Origin of the sequence: Paenibacillus aurantius, from assembly GCF_032268605.1 — a bacterium.
GTDB classification, from domain to species: Bacteria; Bacillota; Bacilli; order Paenibacillales; family NBRC-103111; genus Paenibacillus_AO; species Paenibacillus_AO aurantius.
On the sequence record NZ_CP130318.1, the window covers coordinates 2,234,853 to 2,257,801 of the forward strand.

General features: G+C 57.1%; 16 protein-coding genes. 12 read left to right on the forward strand and 4 right to left on the reverse strand.

Annotated features, from left to right (window positions below):
* Positions 1-39: 39 nt before the first annotated feature.
* A complete protein-coding gene (locus tag MJA45_RS10100) occupies positions 40-3,273 on the reverse strand; it encodes a carbohydrate binding domain-containing protein (protein ID WP_315607134.1) in 3,234 nt (1,077 codons plus the stop codon).
* Between the two features lie 299 nt (positions 3,274-3,572).
* Here MJA45_RS10100 and MJA45_RS10105 point away from each other — a divergent pair, with 299 nt between their 5' ends.
* A complete protein-coding gene (locus tag MJA45_RS10105) occupies positions 3,573-5,081 on the forward strand; it encodes an FAD-dependent monooxygenase (RefSeq protein ID WP_315607135.1) in 1,509 nt (502 codons plus the stop codon).
* Here the strand turns inward: MJA45_RS10105 and MJA45_RS10110 are convergent.
* On the reverse strand, positions 5,078-6,487 hold the full coding sequence (locus tag MJA45_RS10110; protein WP_315607136.1) for a hypothetical protein: 1,410 nt from the start codon (positions 6,485-6,487) through the stop codon (positions 5,078-5,080). The two genes, MJA45_RS10105 and MJA45_RS10110, sit on opposite strands and share 4 nt — an antisense overlap.
* A 150-nt stretch (positions 6,488-6,637) precedes the next feature.
* Between MJA45_RS10110 and MJA45_RS10115 the strand changes: the two genes are divergently transcribed.
* Both MJA45_RS10115 and MJA45_RS10120 read left to right on the forward strand, forming a co-directional pair.
* Positions 6,638-7,855, forward strand: coding sequence for an aminopeptidase (locus MJA45_RS10115; protein ID WP_315607980.1), 1,218 nt, complete (start codon positions 6,638-6,640; stop codon positions 7,853-7,855).
* A gap of 233 nt (positions 7,856-8,088) precedes the next feature.
* On the forward strand, positions 8,089-8,274 hold the full coding sequence (locus MJA45_RS10120) for a hypothetical protein (RefSeq protein ID WP_315607137.1): 186 nt from the start codon (positions 8,089-8,091) through the stop codon (positions 8,272-8,274).
* A gap of 144 nt (positions 8,275-8,418) precedes the next feature.
* On the opposite strand, the gene MJA45_RS10125 is transcribed toward MJA45_RS10120, so the two are convergent.
* Entirely contained in the window at positions 8,419-8,652 is a 234-nt protein-coding gene (locus tag MJA45_RS10125) for a hypothetical protein (protein WP_315607138.1), read from the reverse strand.
* A 216-nt stretch (positions 8,653-8,868) separates the two neighbouring features.
* Between MJA45_RS10125 and MJA45_RS10130 the strand changes: the two genes are divergently transcribed.
* Entirely contained in the window at positions 8,869-11,028 is a 2,160-nt protein-coding gene (locus MJA45_RS10130; protein WP_315607139.1) for an LTA synthase family protein, read from the forward strand.
* A gap of 57 nt (positions 11,029-11,085) precedes the next feature.
* On the opposite strand, the gene MJA45_RS10135 is transcribed toward MJA45_RS10130, so the two are convergent.
* Positions 11,086-12,312, reverse strand: a complete 1,227-nt coding sequence (locus tag MJA45_RS10135) for an MDR family MFS transporter (RefSeq protein WP_315607140.1) — start codon at positions 12,310-12,312, stop codon at positions 11,086-11,088.
* Positions 12,313-12,514: 202 nt separating this feature from the next.
* On the opposite strand from MJA45_RS10135, the gene MJA45_RS10140 reads away from it, so the two are divergent.
* The 8 genes from MJA45_RS10140 to MJA45_RS10175 all read left to right on the forward strand — a co-directional run bounded on the left by MJA45_RS10140 (position 12,515) and on the right by MJA45_RS10175 (position 22,904).
* Positions 12,515-13,360, forward strand: coding sequence for a glycerophosphodiester phosphodiesterase (locus tag MJA45_RS10140; RefSeq protein ID WP_315607141.1), 846 nt, complete (start codon positions 12,515-12,517; stop codon positions 13,358-13,360).
* Between the two features lie 219 nt (positions 13,361-13,579).
* On the forward strand, positions 13,580-14,629 hold the full coding sequence (locus MJA45_RS10145; RefSeq protein WP_315607142.1) for a LacI family DNA-binding transcriptional regulator: 1,050 nt from the start codon (positions 13,580-13,582) through the stop codon (positions 14,627-14,629).
* Positions 14,630-14,782: 153 nt separating this feature from the next.
* A complete protein-coding gene (locus MJA45_RS10150; RefSeq protein WP_315607143.1) occupies positions 14,783-15,961 on the forward strand; it encodes a Gfo/Idh/MocA family protein in 1,179 nt (392 codons plus the stop codon).
* A gap of 135 nt (positions 15,962-16,096) precedes the next feature.
* Entirely contained in the window at positions 16,097-17,014 is a 918-nt protein-coding gene (locus MJA45_RS10155) for an ABC transporter permease (protein WP_315607981.1), read from the forward strand.
* Positions 17,008-17,919 carry a carbohydrate ABC transporter permease gene (locus MJA45_RS10160; RefSeq protein WP_315607144.1) on the forward strand — a complete coding sequence of 304 codons (912 nt, stop codon included), beginning with the start codon at positions 17,008-17,010 and terminating at the stop codon, positions 17,917-17,919. Before MJA45_RS10155 ends, MJA45_RS10160 begins: the two co-directional genes overlap by 7 nt.
* Positions 17,920-17,967: 48 nt before the next feature.
* The gene (locus MJA45_RS10165; protein WP_315607145.1) at positions 17,968-19,593 is read left to right on the forward strand and encodes a type 2 periplasmic-binding domain-containing protein; all 1,626 of its coding nucleotides are present in this window, start codon (positions 17,968-17,970) and stop codon (positions 19,591-19,593) included.
* An 86-nt stretch (positions 19,594-19,679) separates the two neighbouring features.
* Positions 19,680-22,028: a DUF4091 domain-containing protein gene (locus tag MJA45_RS10170; protein WP_315607146.1), complete on the forward strand. Its 2,349-nt coding sequence runs from the start codon at positions 19,680-19,682 to the stop codon at positions 22,026-22,028.
* A 42-nt stretch (positions 22,029-22,070) separates the two neighbouring features.
* On the forward strand, positions 22,071-22,904 hold the full coding sequence (locus MJA45_RS10175; protein ID WP_315607147.1) for an MBL fold metallo-hydrolase: 834 nt from the start codon (positions 22,071-22,073) through the stop codon (positions 22,902-22,904).
* The last annotated feature ends 45 nt before the right edge of the window (positions 22,905-22,949 follow it).

Here is a 22,949-nt window from a genome sequence, read left to right on the forward strand (position 1 = left end):
TCACCGGATGGCTAGCGGACTTGCGCCCCTTTTATGGTATTACAGCTTGCCGGCCAGCTTCAGAAGAACCTGGGCCTGTTCGGCGGTCAGCTTCTTGCCGGTCAAGGCATTCACCTGATTGGTGAAGGCATTAAGCATGCCGGCTTCGGCTTGGGCGTTCCCCCGTTCCTCAGCGGCCGCTGCATTCTGCAGCTTGGAGGTGAGGGCTTCGGTAATGCCCGGATCCTCGGAGGTGAAGGAACGAACCAGCTCCGTCACCCCGTCGTATGTTACGGCGATCCGGAAGGTGAAATCGGACGTAACCGTATTGCCGGCCTTGTCTTTGGCGGTAACGGAAACCGTATGCTCGCCGGGCTCGAACGTATAAGCCGGAGCTTGAACAAGCGGAGCGGAGCATGGATTGTCCGCGAGGCCCGACAGGGCGTCAACGGCGGTGCAGCCGATATAGACATTCTCGGAAACGGTATAATCCGATTTGCCTGTGAACTGTACCGTCGGCGCCGTCCGGTCAATGCGGACCTCCATCTTCTGCGGGTCAGTGGCAAGGCCCGAGAAGTTGGTGGCGGAATAGGTCACCGTCGTTACGCCTTCCTTCGTGATCGGCAGCTGGAGGGACGAGCCTTTTACCGTGGTTTTCGCAGCCGGCTGCGCACCTTCGGACGAATAGGTCAACGACCACGCATGGTCGGCAGCCAGATTCAGGACGGTGTCGCCATTGTTCCAGCCGTTCTCATTGGCGGCAGGAGTCAGGCTGGCGGAAACGACCGGAATTTGCTGATCCTTCTTCGTTACGGTGAAATCGTCGTAATAAGCGGACGAAATGTTATAGCGGGACGTAACAGCAATCAGCTTGGCATACACGGCACCTTCCGGCGCTTTGCCCCTCAGGGTCACTTTCTGCCATTGGGCCAGCCGGGATTCGTCCAGATGGATTTCGAGCGTAGAAATCGTAGCGTTGTTCTTGTCGAAGTAGCGGAACATGAAGCCCGGCTGCCCCGATTCAATATAAACGTTTACGTTCGCTTGGTATTCCTCTCCGGCAACAACTGGAACTTTGTCGCTCTGAAGAGCGACGGATGCCGTGCGCAGCGTATCGGTAATCTTCAGGCTCTTGGACCCGCTGAAGGTCTTCGCCGTGCTGACTTCATAGTTATAACCGGCTCCCGTTGCAAACAGGGGGGTCCAGCCGGCCAGGCCTTCTTCAAAGCCCGGGTTACGTACAGGAACAGGGAGATGAGGCGGTTCCTCGATAACCTCTCCGTCTACCTCGATCCGATACAAAATCGTGTTGGTCTGCATATCCGTCAGGTACAGGTTTCCGTCCCAGCCGAGATCAAAGCGGGACGTATTGGCCAGGATCCGGGATTCCAGCGTTTCCGGGTCGATTACCGTCAGCTTGTCGTTGAAGAGGACGTAGAGCAAGCCGTCTTCGGACCAGCGCAGCGGATGATGAGCCCATTGGCTGAAGCTGAGCTTGGAGTGCACTTTTTTGCTCTTGACGACTTCGTAGGTGTTAGGGTCGATTGCAAAGATATACTCATAGGCCGCTCCCCAGATGAGTCCGTCCGGACCTGCGGAAAGATCGCCGATGAAGATCGGCTTATCCAAGCCGGGAATACGCAGCGGGAATTCAGTAATCTTCTCCTGCTTGTCGACATCCCAGACGAAGATTTTGGCTTCCTCTTCCGTAGGAACGGAACCGAGTCCCCCGCGGATGGTGGTCGATCCGAAGATTTTACCGTTGGCATAAGTCGAGCTCAGAACACTCTGGTTCTTAACGACATTGCGGTTGACGGTGGTTTCCCCGGTAGCCGGATCATAGACGGTCAGCGAGCCGCCCAGTGTTCCGTAGCCGGAAATGGTAGAAATGTACAGCTTCCCTTTGGCGCTCGTGATGTTAACCAGGCGCTCTTGGTCATTGCCCAGCACAGAGAGCTTCTTAGGGTTGGTCAAGCTTGGGGGCTGCTTAAGGTCGAACTCAAAAAGAGCCCCTTCCGGATAAACGCCCATGTACACTTTGTCCCCAATAGGGAACACGCTGTCGGCTTGGCCGATGCTGAAAGGAGTGGCGGTCTTGTCCGTCAGGTTGACGAGAGAAGAACGAGCCTGAGAACCGGTCGTGATCAGCTGGTTCTCGGACACAGCGGCGACCCGGTTGACAACGCCAGGCACTCCCGGAATGACCGGAGGCAATTGCAGAACCAGCTTCTTCTCGATATTCATGATCGTGGCGCCGCCGTCATACCGGACGGTTACGAGGTTCTTGCCCGGCAGGTCGGGATTGTTAGGGAACTCTACCCAATCCGCTCCCCGCAGGCCGGTCCCATACTCCAAGCCGGATTCTTCCACCTTGTGGGTGGCCAGGTCGAAGGTTTTCAGCTTCTTGTCCGACATGTAGTAAATTTTACCGTTCAGCGAATCGGTTTCGTGAAGGCCGGTTACATTCTCCAGCACGACATCGAGCCACTGCTCGGTTTGCGTGTCATAAAGGAAGGCTTCTCCCGGGATTCCGCTTCCGTCCGTATAACGGGCAAACAGATAACGGTCGTCGATCGTATCCAGGTCGTATACCGTATCTTCTTTAACGGGAAGGGAGCCGGCAATGTCGGTTTTCTCTCCCGTGGCCAGGTTGACGCGAACGATCTGCTTGTGGGCCGTTCCGGCGTAAACATTACCGCCCTGGTAGGCGATGGAGCGTACGTATTCCTGATCGCCCTCGCCGATCATCCGTCCGTAATCCTTCACCTGGCGGGTAGCGGGATCGTATTGGAAGACCTTTCCTCCCGGGTAAGTTCCGACATAGACGCGTCCCTTCTCATCGGTCGTAATGCTGTTCGGAACCGACTGCCCGTCAAATTGGGCTACCTGTTCAGGCGTCTTCGTGACGGGAGAGTAATGCCACAGCCGGGCTCCTCCTCCATCAGCGGCGAGATATAAGGATCCGTCGGGGGCAATCGTATGGGCCCAGGAGCTTTCCGAAGGACCGATCGGGATGCTGCGCAGAAGCTTATAATCGTCCAGATCGATAACGTTAAGATGGCCGGGCTTGCCTTTGCTTGTGGCGTAGAGGACATTGTGGCCGTCTTCTTTGCCCGCTGTTCCGTTGAACACGGCTACGGTATAATTATTAGGAACGAGAAGTTCTTCCGGAGCTCCGTACGTTTTCTGGGACAACCGGCTGCCTTCGGCGGCAGATGCGGCACCGGTCCAGCCGGTGACGACGAGCATAGCGCTGGTCAGAAGGGGGATAGCCCGCTTCATCATTTTTTGCATCGCTTTGCGACCTCCTTGATGGATAATATGTAAGCGGTGTCAAACTACAAGCAATTCCTGCCGCTTCCCTCCTCTCCCGGATATGTATACCTGGAAACGATGACCATCTAGCTGCTGTGGTATCCATGTGGTTTATATGATAGGGGCAATTCACAGGGAAGTCAATGGGATTCTAGACCCTTGTTTCCTTGTGGTACCGTGGAGGAGAGTACGATCCGAATATCCGGAAGGAGCCCTTCCCCTCCACCGTATTGAAACCGTTGCGGCGGTAAAAAGGGAAGAAACAAAGGAGGATGACGATGAAACCGCAGGTACTAATTGTAGGAGCCGGCCCCACGGGGCTTGTTCTTGCCCTCTGTCTGGCCAAACAGGGAGTGCCCTTCCGCCTGATCGACAAGCATACCGGTCCCGGAGAGGCCTCCCGGGCGATCGCCGTCCATGCCCGGACGCTGGAGCTGTACCGGCAGCTCGGCCTGGCGGACGAGGTGGTGGCCGGAGGGATCCCGGTGGATTCCGTACAATGGCGAACAGGGAAGGAGAAGAAGGTGCGGCTTCCTCTGGGCGAACTGGGAAAAGGGCTGAGCCCCTATCCGTTCGTGCTCAGCTATCCGCAGGATGATCATGAACGGCTGCTTGTCGATCATCTTCATCGGCAGGGCCTGACGGTCGAGTGGGGAACGGAGCTGGTTTCTTTCCGTCAGGACCCGGAGCGGGTGGAGACCGTTCTGAGAAAGGATGGCATAGAAGAACCGCACACCTTTGGCTATGTGTGCGGCTGTGATGGGGCTCACAGCCTCGTACGCAAAGGGCTGGAGCTTTCTTTTGCCGGCGGAACGTACCGCCAGGTCTTTTATGTCGCGGATGTGGAGGCGGACGGGATGGGAGAGGGGGCGTTGAACGTTTATCTGGACGACTCCGGCTTCTGCATCTTTTTGCCGGTCCGAAGCACGGGTATGGTCCGTCTGATCGGCATCGTACCCGAGGAAGCCGATCCTTCCACGGTGACCTTCGACATCATCCGGCCCTATGTGCATAAACAGACCGGTCTTACCGTCCGCCGGGTCAACTGGTTCTCTACCTACCAGGTTCATCACCGCGTTAGCGAGCATTTCGGCAAGGACCGTGTCTTCCTGGCCGGGGACGCGGGTCATATCCATAGTCCGGCGGGAGGGCAAGGCATGAATACCGGGATCGGGGACGCGGTCAATCTGGCCTGGAAGCTCGCCGCCGTTCTACAAGGCAAGGCCCAGCCTTCTCTGCTGGAAACCTATGAAGCGGAGCGGCTTCCTTTTGCCCGGACGCTGGTTGCCACCACGGACAGAGCCTTCCAGCTCATTGTGGGAAGGAAAGCCTTCAACCGCTTTATGCGCCTGTTCTTCCTCCCGACCCTGGCCCCGCTGCTTCTCCGGTTACCCTTCCTCCGCCGAATGGCCTTCCAGACCGTTTCCCAAACGCGTATTCATTACCGGGAAAGCGGGTTAAACCGGGGAACAGCGGGAAGAATTCAAGGGGGAGACCGCTTGCCCTGGGTTCGAACGCCGGGCGGCGATAACTACGAGCCTCTGCAGCAGTGCAATTGGCAGCTCCATGTTTATGGAGAGGCCGCGCCGGAGATCCGGGACTTTGCGCGTTCCGCTTCCTTCCCGCTCTTCAGCTTCGATTGGACGCCTGCGGCCGGGGCTGCGGGAATACCGAGGGACGCCCTCTTTCTGGTCCGCCCTGACGGCTATGTCGGCCTTGCGCTTGACGCTCCCCGCGTCGAAGACCTCCGATCCTACGTGGACCGGTACTCCATCGCTCCTCTTTAAGAGAGGAGGAACATGGCCGCGATCGTGGTAACCGCCAGCCCCGTGAGAACGGGAATGAGGTTCCGGCGGGCCACTTCGAACGGGCTGACTCCGCATATGGCCGCGGCGGGGATAAGCGCCCACGGCACGAGGGTTCCGCCGCCTACCCAGATGGCGGCGATTTGCCCGAGGGCCGTCAGAGTGGCAATCCCCGAGCCGATGGCGGCGGAGACCAGGTGGGCAACAGAGCCGACCAGGGAGATGCCGGAGAAGCCGGAGCCGTCCAGTCCGGTGATGGCCCCTGCGGCAGCGAGGGTGAGGGAGCCGAGGGGAGCGTTGATCGGCACGCTGTGGGCGAGGGCGGCTCCCCAGTCATTCACAATCCCGGCGGAAGCGGCGGGCAGGACTTTGCCGAACAGCTCCGTAAAGGCCGAATCGCCCAGATAGAAGAACGCCGCAATGGGAATGACGGGACCGAACACCTTCAAGCCGAACTGGAAGCCGTCGACGAGGTATTCCGTTATCTTCTCCAGCCCTTGGCCGCGATGCGATTGCATGGTGAGGAGAATCAAGAGAAGCAGGGCCGTCCCTCCAAGCAGAGCGGTGGCTTCCCCTCCCTGCAGCTTCAGAACGAACATCACGATCAGGTCGATCAAGAAGAGCAGGGCCACGACCGCAGCCATCACCCGCCGAACCGGGAGGGATAGCGGATAGGAGCCTGCTTCGCCCGTCTTCTCCGTTTCGGATATGGTAGCCGGGGAAGCGGATTCGGGGGAAAGTCGGCCGGAGCTCAAATCCCGGCGAATCATCCAAAAGGCCGTTACGGTGGTCACCGCTCCCATGATCACGACGAGCGGAACGCTGGCGCTGATGACATCGCCGACCGGAATGCCGGCCGCATCCGCCGTAAGCTTGGGGGCGGCTTGAATCACATAATCGCCGGACAGAGCGATCCCGTGCCCGAACAGGTTCATCGCAACGGCTACCGCAAGGGGCGGGAGCCCGACCCGGACGGCCGCGGGCAGGAGGACGACCCCGATGAGCGCCACGGCAGGGGAAGGCCAGAAGAACCAGGAGATGATCATCATCACAAGCCCTACCGTCCAGTACGCCATCGCAGGCGTCCTCATCAGGCGGGTAAAAGGGGAAACCATCACTTCGTTGATCCCGGTACGGGAGAGAACCCGGCTCATGGCGACAATGACGGAAATGATGAGAATAGTGGACAAGAGTTCCTTGAGGGCATACAGGAAGCTGTTGAAAATGCCGCTGACCGAAGCGGATACCGAGTGGGTGGCGAGCAGGGCGATGACCAGAATTCCGGCTGTGCACAGCAGGGTCGTGTCTCTTTTGAACAGCATGCATCCGATCAGCATCACGATGACCGCCGCGTAAGCCCAGTGAAGGGCAGTTAGCTCAATGCCCATAACACACCTCCGGGAGGAGAATAAAATCTGCTATACTTTATGCAGGCGAACGGCATGACGTTTGCCCGCAAAGCAGGAAAAAGAATAGAAAAACCAAACGATGAAGAAGGGAACGAAACGATCTTGAATGAACCGATCCGACTGGAGAATATGCTGGGGAAATATGCCGATCTGCTTATCCGGGTAGGCGTAAACCTTCAGCCCGGCCAAGTGCTGTACATAGAAGCGCCGATGGAAGCGGCGGAGCTGACCCGTCTTGTGGTCCGTAAAGCGTATGAGGCCGGGGCGAAATATGTCCAGGTGGCCTGGGACGATGAGGAGGTCACCCGGATTCGATACCAGTCGGCTTCCGATGAGGCTCTCTCGTATTATCCGCGCTGGATCGCCTCTTCCATGGAGCAGCTGGCGGAAGCGGGCGGAGCTCTGCTGAACATCAAGGTGCCGAATCCCGATCTCCTGGAAGGCGTGGACCCTTCCAAGGTGAAAGCCTCCACGAAGGCAGCCGCAGAGGCGAGACAGAAGTTCCTCCACTATGTGCGAACCAATAAGTTTACCTGGTGCCTGGTGAAGGCCCCGACCCGCGCCTGGGCCGATAAAGTGTTTGCCGAGCTGCCCGAAGCGGAACGCATTCCCGCCATGTGGGAGACGATCTTTCGGATGAACCGGGTGGACCGGGAGGATCCCGTCCAGGCTTGGAGGGAGCACATTCAGACCCTGCATACGGTGTCGGACAGACTGAATGCGAAGCGCTACCGGAAGCTGCGGTATAGGGCGCCGGGAACGGATTTGACGCTGGAGCTTCCCGAGGGCCATATCTGGCTCGGGGGCGGTGAATCGAACGAGGACGGCGTCTATTTCGTGGCGAATATGCCGACGGAGGAGGTCTTTACGATGCCTGCCCGAGGCGGAACGAACGGAACGGTTCGAAGCACGATGCCGCTTAATCTCAACGGCAGCCTGGTGGAGGACTTCGCGCTTACTTTCCGGGACGGGAGGGTAACCGATTTTACGGCGGGAAAGGGCTATGAGGCCCTGCAGGCCCTTCTCGATACGGATGAAGGAGCACGGTACCTTGGCGAAGTCGCTCTCGTGCCCCACGATTCCCCCATCTCCCGGCTGAACCGGATCTTCTACAACACGGGAGTCGACGAGAATGCTTCCTGCCACCTGGCGCTCGGCAACGCCTATCCGGTTAATCTGGAGGGAGGAACCCGGCTAAGCAAGGAGGAGCTGGCCGCCAGGGGGGCCAACGTCAGCCTGACCCATGTCGATTTCATGATCGGCTCAGCCGAGCTTGATATTGACGGAGAGCGGGAGGACGGCGCGTGGGAGCCGGTGTTCCGCAAAGGAAATTGGGTGGAGAAATAAGGCGGCTTTTAGCGGAAAAAAGACGGGTTTCCCTGACAGTGTTCAACAATCTTTCCCGGCCGCATGCCTTATACTGGGGCTTACCCTCCAAATGACCGGAGGAGGCAGCGAACCCCGTGCCGCACGGCGCTGCACCATAAGCCTGACCCGCCTAAGCGTACAAGCGCTTTGAACGAAGGGAGGCAGAGGGAGCGATCGTTATCAAAACCATAAACTTTCCGTTCGAGGATTATTTGCTGGACTCCGAGAAAGAAGAAATCGTCTGGATTCAAGGAAAAGCGTTCGTCGTCAAACCGGCCACCGCCGATGATATGGAGAGGATCGGAAAGGGCTTCTTCGCCATGATGGAGCCGGAGCCGGCTCCTTTCCAGGACAACCGGGCCCTCGTCCGCCTGGGTCCGGCCAAGCTGGTCCGCTAACCTCCTTTCCCAAAAAGAACACGACAAACCAAGCTGTCCCGTCCCGGAAGGAGGTTCTTCCGGTTGAGGGACAGCTTTTTGTTCAACAAAAAAAGCCGCATCGGGGCGGCTTTTACGGATAGGGGGAGGATGAGAGAAGTACGGTTAAGCCTCCTCAATCACTTCTTCGCTTTTGATCAAACCTTTGTGAAGCAGCAGAAACATGGCGGCTCTAACCTGCATGGCGGACATGCCGACGGCCTTGGCGATCTGGTTGATGTCTGTCTTGTCCAGCTCTTCGTTCTCCGCCTGCAAGCAGTCGTAAACCAATCTCTCGGACGAGCTTAACGCGCTGGGCTTGCTGGAAGAGACGAAGGAGCTGATCGGCTTTCTCTCCATGAAAGCAATCCCTCCATGTCGTTTCCTCAAGTTACCTACATATTACCCTATTATCCTCCTAAATGAAACACTGCTCGGAAAGCTGGTTTCCCCGCAGAGAATAGCCGCAAGGGCCATACCCGTGTTACACTGGCTGTAACCCGTAGCAAGCCGGAGGAGACCCTTTTCCCGAAGGACGCTGCCGGCCGAAGGATCAGGAACTTGGAGGATTCGTAAATGAAAGGCCTGCGTCCCGTTTCCCTTTTTCCGTTACTTAAGCATCTGCGAACTTGGCGCTCTGTTCTGCCCCGGCTCGGGGCCGCAGCGGTTTATTTGGTGTTCCCGGCTGTTCTTGTCGCGGTGCTGGAAGGAGTCGCGCATTCCTCGTTTCCGGCTGCCTGGGCCTGGATGCTCGAACGGCCGAACGAATGGTGGATGAATTATTTCGCGGCTCTCGGACTATCCCTTCTGCTTGCCGGAGCGGTGGGCCGCACCCGGCTTGCCTTTGCCGCTCTGCTGCTGGCGGCGGGGACCGCCGGCTTCATAAGCGCGGTAACCCGGAACCGGACGGGGGCTCCCCTGTCCCTGTGGACCTGGTTTCTTCCCCAGGAAGGCCGGGATCCCTTCCTCCCGCTCAATCCGCCTCTGCACCGCGGGCTTCTCATTACCGCAGCCCTAGCCGCGGGAGCCCTCCTCCTGCTGCTGCTAATACGCATAAAGCCGCTTTCCGGGATAGGACGCCTCCTGGGAGCGGCGGCCGGACTGGTGCTGGTCTCCAGCGTATGGCTGGGGGTTCCTTTTTCCCTCCGGATGGAATTCCCGGTCTTCCCATACTATTACGAGACGGATTTCCAGGCGACCCGCAACGGGCTGCTTTATTCGTGGGGAGATTCGGTTGAATTTCTTAAGCGCTTCCGGCCCTCCGGCTCAAGTCCCGCGGAAATCCGGAAATTGGTGAAGGTCGTCGCGCCAGGGGAGAAGGAACGGGCATCGGCCGGAACCCCCCTATGGCCGGAAGGGACGAAGCCTAATGTCATCGTCCTCCTCTCGGAGAGCTTCTGGGATCCGACGCTGCTTCCGAAGGTCCGATTCAGCGAGGACCCGATTCCCTACTTTCATTCCCTGATGAACGGCTATCCTTCGGGATGGATCCTTTCCCCCCAATTCGGAGGAACGACTGCGAACGTGGAATTCGAGGTGCTGACGGGGAACTCCGTCCGGTTTCTGCCCGACAGTACGGTAGCCTATATCAGCCATGTTAACCGGCCCGTGGATTCCCTTGCCTCCATTTATTCCCGCAAGGGCTATACGGCGACGGCGGTCAACCCGTTCTACAACTGGTTCTTCAACTCCCGCAACGTGTACCGCCATCTCGGGTTCTCCCGCTTCGTTCCGAGCGAGTACATGGACCAGGAGTTTCACGGTCCCTTCCTGAAGGACAGCCAGGTGATGGATACGATCATCCGGGCGACGGAGGAGTCGCCGGGGCCGGATTTTGTTTTTGCCAATACGATGGAGAATCATGGACCTTATAAAGATAAATTTTACAGGACGGAGATCGAGGTAAGCGGTGAGGTCAGTGAGGAGTCGCTGGCCATTCTCCGAAATTATGCCGAAGGGGAGCGAGCTTTCGACCAGGCTTTGAAGAAGCTGACCGACCACTACCGGGAATCCGCGGAGCCCACGGTGATCCTCTGCTTCGGTGACCATATGGCGCAGCTCGGGAATGCCTACAAGGTCTACCGGGATACCGGTTATATTACCGGGGCCGAGGATCCGTCTTATATGGAGAAGATGCACTACACCCCCTTTGTCATCTGGAGCAATGCGGCCGCTCCCGGCAAGGACAGCTTGCGGATGAACGCGAGCTTCCTCGGAGCCTATCTGCTTCATTATCTCGGAACGCCCGGCACTTACTACACCGATTATCTCTATGAGCTCTACCGCCGGCTGCCCCTGTTCGCCCCCCGCTCGCTGCGAAAGGATCATCCGATCGACGAAGCGGAGCTGCTCGATTACCGGAGGCTGCAAGACGATATTCTGTACGGCGCTCAAGAGGGCTACCGCGTAACGGGAATACGGGACGCTATCCATGCGCCTTCGTTCTCTCTGGGCTTCGGTGAGCCCCATCTTGCCGCAGCCGTGCTGGACGGGAACGGCCGGCTTGAGGTAGTCGGGGAGGGATTATCCGGGGAATCGGCCGTCTGGCTGAACGGGAGGAAGCTGGAGACCCGAAGGGAGAGCAGCCAAAGGCTCGTGGCCTGGGTTCCGGAGGAGGACCGAAAGGAAGCCGGTCACGGGAAGGTACAGGTACGGATCACCGATCTGAAAAATACTCAGCTCTCGAGATCGAACGAGCTTGAAGTAACAGCAAAAGAACCAGCGTCCGCCCCTTGATCCAGGCAGCGGAGCTGGTTCTTTCTGATTAATGGGGGCCTAAGCGGGACCACGGGGTTAGACCGCTTTCTCCAAGGCCCGTGCCGCTCTGCCGTAAAGGCTGCGCACTTGGATAACCTGCAGGATCCCAGACGCCATCAGCAGGAGGGCGAAGACGAAGAACATGACTTCCCCGTTGGCTTTCTCCAGCATCCATCCGCCGGCTACCGGTCCGATGGCCCGCCCGATCTGCCAATTCATCCCGTAGATAGAGAAGTATTGACCTCGTTGCTCTACCGGGGCGATCCGGGCAATGACCTTCTGGATATGAGGACCGAACAGCATCTCACCGATGGTGAACAGGAACTCTACCGCGAACAGAAGAATCACGTAAGGGGAGAAGCCGTAGCCAAGGGCGACGAGAGAGAACATTCCGTAGGCAGCCGCGACCACATGATAGGGGGGAAGCCCTTCCGTCCGTTTGGCGAGCCAAAGCTGCAGAAGGATGACCGTAAGCCCGTTAAAGGTCAGCATGGCGGCGTAGACGGTTTTGAAATCCAGAAAATGGGTTTGGAGATGCAGCGGCAGGGTAGATTCCACTTGGGCATAGAGCAGGGACACCGGCAGGGCAAGCACCGTCAGGGTATAGATCGCTTTATGCTCCCCAGGCCGGAACGCGGCCTTGGCTCGTCCGGTTTCGGGAGCGGCCGACCGGCTGGAGGCGGGCAGGGTTTCGGGAACCTTGATCCAAACGAGAATCAGATAGGCCAGGACGGAAAGGGCACAAATCAGGAACACAATCCGGGAGCTCCAGGCAAAAAGCACCACCCCGATCAGCGGACCGCCTGCCGATCCCACGTTCAGGGCGGTATGCAGCAGAGCGAACACTTCCGCGCGCTTGTTCTCGGGGACAACGTCGGCGATCTGGGCGTTGGCCGCCGGCATGAAGAGGGCGGCGCCTATTCCGTTCAGGATGGAAATGACCGCGTATTCCCATACGCTTTCCGCAAAGATATATCCGCTCAAGGTTACGGTCTGGATCAGCAGGGAAACGATCAGAACGGGCTTGCGCCCAAACCGGTCGCTTATATTTCCGGCAAAAAGATTCACCAGCAGCCCGCAGAGCGGCTGCAGTCCGATAATGATCATGGGAAGCAGAAGAGACGAGTTCAGCTTGTCATACAGATAGAGGACAAGGAATGGCCTTACCATGAAATTGGTGAGGGAGGTAAGGATCGTTCCGATCACCCTGATCCATATGGCCGTATCGTAATTGTGGTAAAAGGTAGTTAATTTCTTGCGCATGACAGCCTCCTGGTGGTTATAAACGACATAGTCCCATTATATCGGCTCCCCCGGGAAGAAAAAGATGCAAAATAATTAAAACCATTTCATCTTTTTTCGTTTCCGGGGGAGGAAACATCTTGACAGAGAGACCGGCCTTTCCTATGCTTAAATAAGCACAAATGAACATAAAGTGAATACAAATGAGTGGGAGTGGGAAAGGATGAACAACCCTTCAACGGTACGGGGGAACAAGTCACCGGTTCAATGGCAGGCTCATCAGAATTCGAATGCCGAGGTGCCCGAGAATACAATGTCTGCACTGGAATATGTCTGGAGCTTGGGAGGAATCCCCGAGCTTGATATCCGGCAGACGGCGGACGGAGTCATCATTGGCATTCACGACGCCACCCCGGCGAGAACCGCCTCGGTTCCGGAGGGAATGGAGAACAAGCCGGTAGCCGAAGTCACCTACGCCGAAATGAAAGACTGGGATACGGGCATTCGTTTCGGGGAAGCGTTCAAGGGAGAGAAGGTTCCGGCCCTTTCCGATATTCTGGAAGTGCTCGCGGCCCATCCGGAACGGGAGCTCTATCTCGACTTCAAGCAGGTGGACCTGGAGAAGCTGGCGGAGCTCGTAGCGCGTTACGGGGTGGGAAGCCAGATTATTTTCGCCCATAACGATCCGGCCAACTGCCGTACCGTCAAGCGGCTCGCTCCCGAAATCCGCACGATGCAGTGGGTATCCGGCGGGGGAACCCCGGAAGGGATCTCCAAGGTCGTCAAGGAAGCCGCCGAATCCGGTTATGAGGGGCTGGATATTATCCAGATCCATCTGAAGGATGCCGCCTCCGAATCGGCCGATGGCTGGCGCTACGCCGTTCAGCCGGATTTCCTGCGGGCCACATTGGAAGAAACAGCAGCGGCGGGCATTGAGCTCGAGGTGCTCCCTTTCCGGTTTACCACGGAATCGATGCATGCTCTGCTTGATATGGGAATCCGCCGGTTTGCCATCGACGAGCCGAAGGTGTTCGTGGAGACCCTGCTCAGTTATCCTGGCTTCGCTTAATTCCTACCATAAAGCGGTTTTCTCCAAGGGGAGAAAGCCGTTTTTATTGTGATGATATTTGGGCCCAAATATTATGAATTTTTGGAAAATATCCAGGAAAATGATTGACGGTTTGGGCGGCGCGCTGGTAAAATGAGGAACAGATAAGGAGGCTCGTGGGCTTCCGGACCGCCATTCAAGATCAGCCTGAACCGTCAGGGATAAAGGAGTTTATGCGCCTTGCCTAAATTGAAGGATATCGCCGAGCATGTGGGAGTCTCTATCTCCACCGTTTCCCGCGTGATCAACAACGATTCAAGCCGTCATATCAACCAGGAGACCAAGACCCGCGTCTGGAAGGCGGTAGAGGAGCTGGGCTACGAAACGGCAGGGCTTGGAAAGAAGCAGAACCGCAAGAACGAACGGAATTCGGGCCGGGAAGGTTTGCAGATCGGGTGCATCGTGTCGGCTCCCCAGAACAAATACAACCATCCCTATTTCTCTCCTATTCTGGAAGGGATCGAAAGGAAGCTGACCGAACAGAACAGCTCGCTCGCCTACGTGCTGACGCTGGAGGAAATTCAGGGCGAATCGGCCTTGGGCCGTCTCCTGCAGGAAACGCGGCTGGACGGAATCATTATAATAGAAGGAATTCCTTCCACCCTCTATGAAAAAATCAAGAAAAGCGTGCCAGCCGTCGTCGGAATCGATATTTCGGACTCTACCGTTCCCGTCATCACCTATGACCGGGTGCAGGCAGCCAAAACGGCGGTCCGCCACCTGATAGCGGAAGGCCATGAACGCATTGCTTTCATCGGCGGGAACGGACTGACGGGTGAGATGGAGCGGGAGAAGAGATACCGCGGGTACCGCTATGCGATGGAGGAAGCCGGGCTTGCTGTTGATCCCGAATGGATTCTCAATACCGGCTGGGATGTAAACGAAAGCTACCGGCTGATGGCCGAGCGGTTGGGGAAAGCCGGGCCGGAACGCCCGACGGCCGTGTTCGCGGCAAGCGACATGCTTGCCATCTCCGCGATGAGAGCGGCGGCCGAGCAAGGGCTGCGCATCCCGGAGGATATGGCGTTCGTGGGACACGACAATATTGAGGTGTCCCAGTTCACCATGCCTCCGCTGTCTACCGTACACGTGCCGAAGTATGAGATCGGCATGATGGCCGCCAAAGTGCTGATCGACCAATGCGCCGAACGGTCACCGCTCCCATTTAAGCTTGTTATGCCTTTCGAAATGATTCTCCGCCCTTCTTCGGTAAGGACACCCGATTCTTAAAAGCCGCTCTTCCGGCAGGCGATTCTCCAATCCGAGGATAGCTGTGGGGCAATAGGATAACTGCTTGCGCTCCATCCGTTAACAGGGAGCGGGTTATCTCTGCGATCTTTGGCCAAAATTTGGGCCCAAATATGTTACACAGGAGGTTGAAAGATGGAGCAAGTCAGGCTGGGGGTTATTGGTTTGGGATGGAGGTCGGGTGTGACGAAGTATTGGCACCAGCCCGATGGAAGATCGCTTGTCGTGGCGGGCTGCGATCTGTCAGCCGATAACCGGGAGAAGTACCGTCAGCGGATTAACCCGGATCTGTGGGTGACCTCGGACTACCGGGAGCTGCTGGCGCGCCCGGATGTGGATGCCGTCATCGTGCTGACCCCGGATTATTGCCATGAGGAGCATACGATCGCGGCGCTTCAGGCGGGAAAGCATGTTTACAGCGAGAAGCCGCTTGCGATCACAACGGCAGGCTGCGACCGGATTCTGGAAGCTTGGCAGGCGTCCGGCAAGCACTTCATGATCGGCTTTAACATGAGGTACATGAGCATGTACCGGACCATGAAGGAAATTATCGACGCCGGTGAGATCGGAGAGGTGAAGGCGGTCTGGGTCCGGCACTTTGTAGGGCTTGGAGGCGATTATTATTATCACAGCTGGCACGGCAGCTCCCGGAATACGACTTCGCTGCTTCTGCAGAAGGGCTCCCATGATCTGGACATCATCCACTGGCTGGCCGGCTCGTACACGCGCAAAGTTTCCGCTTTCGGTTCCTTGGATTATTTCGGCGGCGATAAGCCGGATGATCTTACCTGCTCCGCCTGTCCGGACAACACGACCTGCCCGGAAGCGCGCTTCGGGGTCCTGCAGCGCTGTGCCTTCCGCAAGGAGATCGATGTGGAGGACAACAGCATGGTGATGATGGAGATGGATAATGGAGTGAAGGCTTCTTATCTTCAATGCCATTTCACGCCGGATTACCAGCGGAACTATACCGTTATCGGGACGAAAGGGCGGTTGGAGAATTCGGAGCCGGAAGGAAAGGTTTACGTACATACACGCCAATCCGCTTCCTGGAGAAGCCTCTCCGATCAGACTTATGCGATCAAGCAGGAGGAAGGGTCGCATAACGGGGCCGATCCCCGGATCTGTAAGGAATTTATCGACTTGGTTCTATACGGCAAGGAGCCGGTAGCCTCTCCGCTGGACGGACGCATGAGTGTGGCGGTAGGCTGCGCGGCCGCCGAATCGATGAGAACGGGGGGGCGGCTCTTGACCATTGAGCCTTACCGCCGGCCGGCAGAAGCCTCCTGCGCGACGAATGCCGTAATGCCTTAACTAGCAAGTCGGCGATAAGCCATACGCGCAAGTTATACGTTAACTGGCTTTCGCTATCCAGATAAAGATGGTTAGGAGGGACTAAGGTTGGAACAACTAGTGAGGCAGACCGCCTCGGGCAAGAGCAGGGCCGGCATCCGGAGCCGCAGCTCTCTGGTCAAAGCCATACGCCGGCATTGGGTTCTATATTTGCTCATCGCTCCGGTTATCGCCTATTTCATTATCTTTTGTTACTTTCCCATGTACGGAGTCCAGATCGCTTTCAAGAACTTCACGGCGGCGAAAGGAATTTGGGACAGCCCGTGGGTCGGCTTCGTTCATTTCGAACGGTTTTTTAAAGGGTATTACTTCTCGAGGGTCATCCTTAACACTCTGCAGATCAGCCTTTATTCCCTCGTCATCGGATTCCCGGTCCCTATCCTCCTCGCCCTCATGATCAATGAAGTCCGGACCAAGTGGTTCCGCAGCTTTGTCCAGACCATCACCTATGCCCCCCACTTTCTATCCTTAACCGTTGTCGTCGGAATTCTGTTCGCCCTGCTATCCACCCAAAAAGGGATCGTCAACCACGCCCTGCGCGGGCTCGGGCTGGAGCCGATTGCCTTCATGACCGACCCGCACTGGTTCAAAACGGTCTATGTCCTCTCCGACATCTGGCAGCAGATGGGGTGGGGGTCGATCATATACCTCGCCGCCCTAAGCGGAGTGGATCCCCAGCAGCACGAAGCCGCGACCATTGACGGAGCCAGCCGGTTAAGACGGATCTGGCATATCAATGTGCCGGCCATCATGCCGACCGTCGCCATTCTGTTCATCCTCAACATGGGGAATTTGATGGGCGGAGGAAGCCTGGAGAAGCTCCTGCTCATGCAGCATGACCTTAACCTGGAAAGCTCCGACGTCATATCGACCTATGTGTTCCGGACAGGGATCGGCGGGGCGGAATATAGCTTTGCGGCGGCGGTAGGGCTTTTTAACTCGGCCGTTAACTTCCTGCTGCTCGTGTCTGTCAACTACATAGCCCGGAAAGCGGGGGAAACAAGCCTATGGTAACCCAGACGACTCTTAAATCAGGCGGACGGATCAGGCAATCCGCCGGCGACCGGGTTCTCGATCTCTTCATCTACGTGTGGCTGATCTTCGTCGCCATGCTGGTGCTGTATCCGCTCGTCTATGTATTCAGCGCTTCCATCAGCAATCCCGAGCACGTCGTGACGGGCAAAATGTGGCTCATTCCGATGGATTTCACCTCCGTCGGGTACACCAAACTGCTTCAGGACAAGGATGTGCTGCTGGGCTACCGGAACACGCTGTTCTACGTCTCGGCCGGTACCCTCGTCAACGTGGTCATGACGGTATTGGCTGCTTACCCGCTGTCGCGCCGAGATTTCGTCGGCCGAGGGGCCATCACCGCGTTCTTTGCTTTCACCTTGTTCTTCAGCGGAGGCCTGATCCCAACCTATCTGCTGATCAAGAGCTTACATATGGTCAACACCTTCTGGGCGATCATCATCCCTACGGCCGTATCGGTGCTGAATATTGTCATCATGAGAACCTCTCTCGAGCATGGGATTCCGAATGAGCTTATCGAGTCCGCCTCGATGGACGGCTGCGGCGACCTTCGGATGCTTTTCCGGATCGTGCTTCCCTTGTCCCTGCCCATTCTGGCTGTTATGGTGCTTTATTACGCCGTCTGGAACTGGAACACCTACTTCAATGCCATGATCTACTTGAACGACCGGGAGAAATTCCCCCTTCAGCTGTTCCTGCGGGATATTCTCGTCCGGGGAGAATTTAACGAGCTGCAGACGGGCGAATTCTCCATCCAGCGGGTGCTGGAAGGGGAAACGATCAAATATGCCATGGTTATCGTGGCGAATCTGCCTATGCTGCTTCTCTATCCGTTCCTGCAGAAGTACTTCGTCAAAGGGGTTCTCATCGGTGCCATTAAGGGATAACCCATCCCTTATTCACAATATTCTTTGAATTATGGGAGGTCTTGGGGTATGAAAGCAAGAAAAGCGTTGCCGCCGGTTCTGGCTGCGGTGATGGCGGCCAGTTTGGCGGCCGGGTGCTCGGACAAGGGCGGAGAGGCGGGAGCCACTCCGAAAACGGGAGAGAGAGCCAAGGATGTCAATACGACGGGATTCCCGATCGTCAAGGAGCCGATCAAGCTGACGGTCTTCGCCGCAAGGGCGGACTCGGCTCCCGTCAATTGGAACGAAGTGGAGATCTGGAAGGAATACGCGAAGATGACCAACGTCACGGTCGACTGGCAGCTCTCTCCCGCGTCCGACGCGGCCGCTCTGACCCAGAAGCGGAATGTCCTTATGGCCAGCGGAGATCTGCCGGATTTCTTCCACACGGCGAGGTTCTCGACCACGGATATCGCCAACTACGGCAGCCAGGGCCTGCTCATTCCGCTTAACGATCTGATCGACAAGTACGCCCCGAATGTCAAAAAGCTGTTCGAAACCAACCCGGAGGTGAAGAAGGGATTGACGATGCCGGACGGCAAAATCTATTCCCTTCCGACCTTCTACGACCCTTCCTTCCGCTCGGTCGTCATCGGCTCCGAATTCTGGATCAACAAGAAGTTCCTCGATGCTCTCGGCATGAAAGAGCCGACGACAACCGAGGAGTATTATCAATACTTGAAGGCGGTCAAAACCCAGGATCCGAACAAGAACGGCAAGAATGATGAAATTCCTTTCGCGGCTAGCGGTGTGCTGGGCGGAATCGGCATTGTGGATGCGCTTAAGGGAGCCTGGGGACTGGGCAACCACGGCAATACCCACGGCCGGGTGGATATGGATCCCAAGACGAACAAGCTCCGCTTCGAGCCGGCCGACCCGGGCTATAAGGAGCTCCTGGAATACTTGAACCGGCTGTATAAGGAAGATCTGTTCATTCCGGATATCATGACGATCAAAGGGCCGGAAATGCTCGCCAAAGGGAAGGAAGGGCTGTACGGTTCCTTCGTCCACATTAACGAGAAGTCGAGCTTCGGCACCGACACGAACAGCTATGTCGGCATGACGGCCCTGAAGGGTCCTCACGGGGACCAGGTATTCTCCCGCGCCCGCTCTCCGCTGATCGACATTGGCGCCTTCGCCATCTCCAACAAGAACAAATACCCGGAAGCGACGATTCGCTGGGTCGATTACTTCTACAGCGAAGAAGGCAGCAAGATGTTCTTCATGGGCATCAAGGACAAGAGCTACGTGGAGAAGCCGGACGGCACGCTCGATTACAGCGACGAGCTCAAGAAGGACAAAGAAGCCCAGAAGAAATACGTCACGTTCGCAGGCGGTTTCTATCCGGCCATGCTGACCAAGAAAACGTATTTCGGCGGCGAAAGCTTCCCGGAGAACCAGGAAGCCGTGAAGAAGATCGATCCTTACTACCCGAAGGAAGTATGGCCGGCCTTCACGTATACCCAAGAAGAATTGGCCCGGTTTACTCCGCTGACGAACGACATCAACAAGTACGTGGATGAGATGACCGTAAAATTCATCATGGGCAACGCTCCGTTCTCCGAGTGGGACAATTATCTGGCTACGCTTAAGAAGATGGGGCTGGACGATTACATGAAAATTTACACGGCCGCCTACGAACGCTACAAAAAGTAACGCTCCAACGGAATGACCATCCGCCGGAAGCCCCTTAGGACCTGCAGCCGCATTATCCAAAACCATTTAGGAGGAATCATGCCCTTATGCTGCGCAAACCCTTAAGCGTACTGTCGTCCGCCGTCCTTCTGGCCGCTCTGCTTGCCCCGGTTACGAAGGCGGATACCTCGCCGGATTTCTCGGTCTGGGTACCGACCAATTCCGAGAAAGTGCTGCGCGATCAAGCCTTCCCGGCCGGGGCCGAGGCGGGCTCCCAGCACCTGGAGATGGGAGCCGCCCGCAACGAATACGAGAGCGGGCAGGTCATCGTAAAAGCGGGAGACACTCCGCTTCGGAAGCTGCAAGTATCGGTAAGCGAGCTTAAACAAACGAACGGCAGCGCCAAAATCCGAAGCGAAGACATCCAGCTGTTCCGGGAGCATTATATCCAGGTGACCAAGCCGACCACCGGGGCTTTCCCGGCCGGCTGGTACCCGGACGCCTTGATCCCGCTGGACGGATTTCTGGATGTGCCCGCCAACCAGAACCAAGGCATTTGGATCAAGGTCAAAGTCCCGAAGGGACAGGAGCCGGGAGACTATACCGGGACCGTGACGCTTCACGAAACGGGCAACCCGATCGTGATTCCCGTCCGGCTGACGGTATGGGATTTCGAGCTTACGGATGAGAGTCACTCCGAGACGGCCTTCACGCTATGGGGGGATCAGATCTCCTATGCCCATAACGGGGTGCAGGGGGAGGAGTTCTGGAAGCTCCTCGACAAGTACTACTGGGCTTCCGTTGACAGCCGCATCGTCCCAAGCTATCTGCCGGTCCCAACGGGAGACATCGACCAGTTCATCCAGCTGGCCGAACCGTATATCCTCAATCCGAAGGTAACCTCCTACCGGCTTCCGCTGTATCTGGATGCCCAGAGCCAGCCGGATTGGGCCAAAACAAAGCTTCTCGTCGACCGGCTGCGGGAGAAAGGGCTTCTCGCGAAGGCGTTCTTCTACCTGGGCGGGCAAATCGATGAGCCGGCTCCCGCCGTTTTCCCGAAAGTCCGGGACTATGCCCAGAAGATGAAGGAAATCGCGCCGGACGTCCGCCACTTCGTTACGACGCAGCCTACGGATGAGCTTGTTCCCGATGTGAACAACTGGATCGCCCTGATCAACAAATACGACAAGGATTACGCGCAGGAAAGGCAGGCGGCGGGAGATCACGTCTGGTGGTACACTAGTGTGAATCCGAAGCATCCGTTTCCGTCCTATCATATTGACGATGAGCTGCTGAGCGCCCGGCTGCTTTCGTGGATGCAGAAGGATTACGGCGTGGAAGGCAATCTCTTCTGGTCCACGACCATCTTCAAGAAATACGACGGCAAGCAGTACGTGCCGAGAGACGTCTGGACGGATCCTTTGGCTTTTCCGGGTGCAAACGGGGACGGGTATCTGTTCTACCCGGGAACGCAGCTAGGTATAGACGGACCGGTCGGCACCATCCGTCTGGAAGCCATCCGGGAAGGGATGGAGGACTATGAATACCTGTGGCAGCTGGAGCAGCACATCAAAGAAACGGCCGCTCGTCTTGGCGTAAAGGATTATCCGGTGCACGATTCTCTGCAGTTCTACTACGACCGCCTGTACAAGAACATTCGGAGCTTTGCGGACGATCCGGCTAATCTTCTGGACGTCCGTGCAGACGTTGCAGAGGAAATCACCTCCACGGACAAAGGTCCTCTCGCTCTGGTTGGAGTGACGGGCACCGGCGGAACCCGGCAGCTGACCATCCATACCGAGCCGGGGGCGGAAGTACGGCTGGGAGACCGGGTGCTGGCCCCTTCGGAGAAGGGCGCTTCCTATGACAAGTTCACAGCAGAGGTAGCCGTCCACAACGGGCCGAATGAAGCAGTTCTCACCATAACCCGTGACGGAGTGTCCCGTACCCTAACCAAAATCATTCAGGTTAACGGGGAGGAGCCGACGGTTCCCGTTGTTTTCCAAAATGCCGAAACGCCGGCGGATCTTCAGAAGCTGACCTCGTCCACCGTCAACTTAAGCCTGTCTGATGAATATGTGACCAACGGACAGCATTCCTTGAAGGCGGAGTTCCGAGGGGGAGTGAAATTTCCCAACTTCCGTCTGATGGACGCAGGCAAAGGGATCCCGACAGGGGATTGGTCTCCGTATAAAGCCCTGGAATTCGATGTCCATAACGTAGGAGAGACGGCCAATTTCTATGTGAAATTCCATCAGACGAACGGGAAGACGGATGATACGTTCATCCAGTTTGTCCGGCCGGACCGGAGCAAAACCGTTCACATTGATCTGTCCGATATTGCCCTGGATTTGACGCAGATGAAGGGAATCGAGATCTGGATGTGGCAGCAGCCTGCGGCCAAGGTGCTCTATTTCGATAACTTCCGGTTTCTAACTACCGCATCGGGGACATAAGCTTGGCTTGTGCACGCTGAAAAGAAAAGGAGAGGTTAAGCCATGCGGTTTACTTTTCTCGGGACAGGGGCGGCAGAGGGGATTCCCTCTCCGTTCTGCTCCTGCCCTGCCTGTACCGACGCCCGGTTAACGGGAGGTAAGAATGTGCGGAGGAGGCAGAGTGTTCTCATAAACGACGATCTGCTGGTTGATCTGGGACCGGACGTGTTCGCCTCGTGCGCTGCCTTCGGAATAAGCTTAACGGGCCTGCGCCATGTGCTTATCACGCACAGCCACCTGGACCATTTCAGTCCGGATAACCTGAAGCTGAGAGCCCGCGGGTTCCGGCTTGAGACCGAGCTTCCCGAGATTGATGCCGCCGGTCCTCCTTCCGTATGGATGAAATGGGAGGAATCGGGCGGGTCCGACCGGGAGGCCGGCATTCGGAGACGGCCGGTCCTGCCCGGGAGCCGTTTCGAGCTGGGTGCCTACCGGATCCGTTCCCTGCCGGCCGTGCACCAGCTTCGCACCGGGGACGCAATGAACTACGTGATAGACGACGGAACGGCCACTCTGCTGTACGCCTCGGATACCGGTTATTACGAAGAAGAGGTGTGGAAGGAATTGGAGGGGTACCGGTTCGATACCGTGATTATGGAGGGAACGCTCGGTTTCCGATCCTCCGGCAGGGAGCACCTGAATTTCGGCGACCTCGGCCGCATGATGGAGCGACTGGAGAAGATAGGGGCCATCGGGAGGGAAACGGTCCGAATCGCTACCCATTTTTCCCATCAGAGCGTGGAGCCGTACGAGGAAACCTGCCGGACCTTGAAGGCCATGGGAATCGAGTGTGCCTTTGACGGGCTCACCCGGCAGGCGGGGAACCGGTCCCGCTGATTTGGCGCAGGGCACAGCCGCATTCCCAAAAGGCCAACCGGAGAC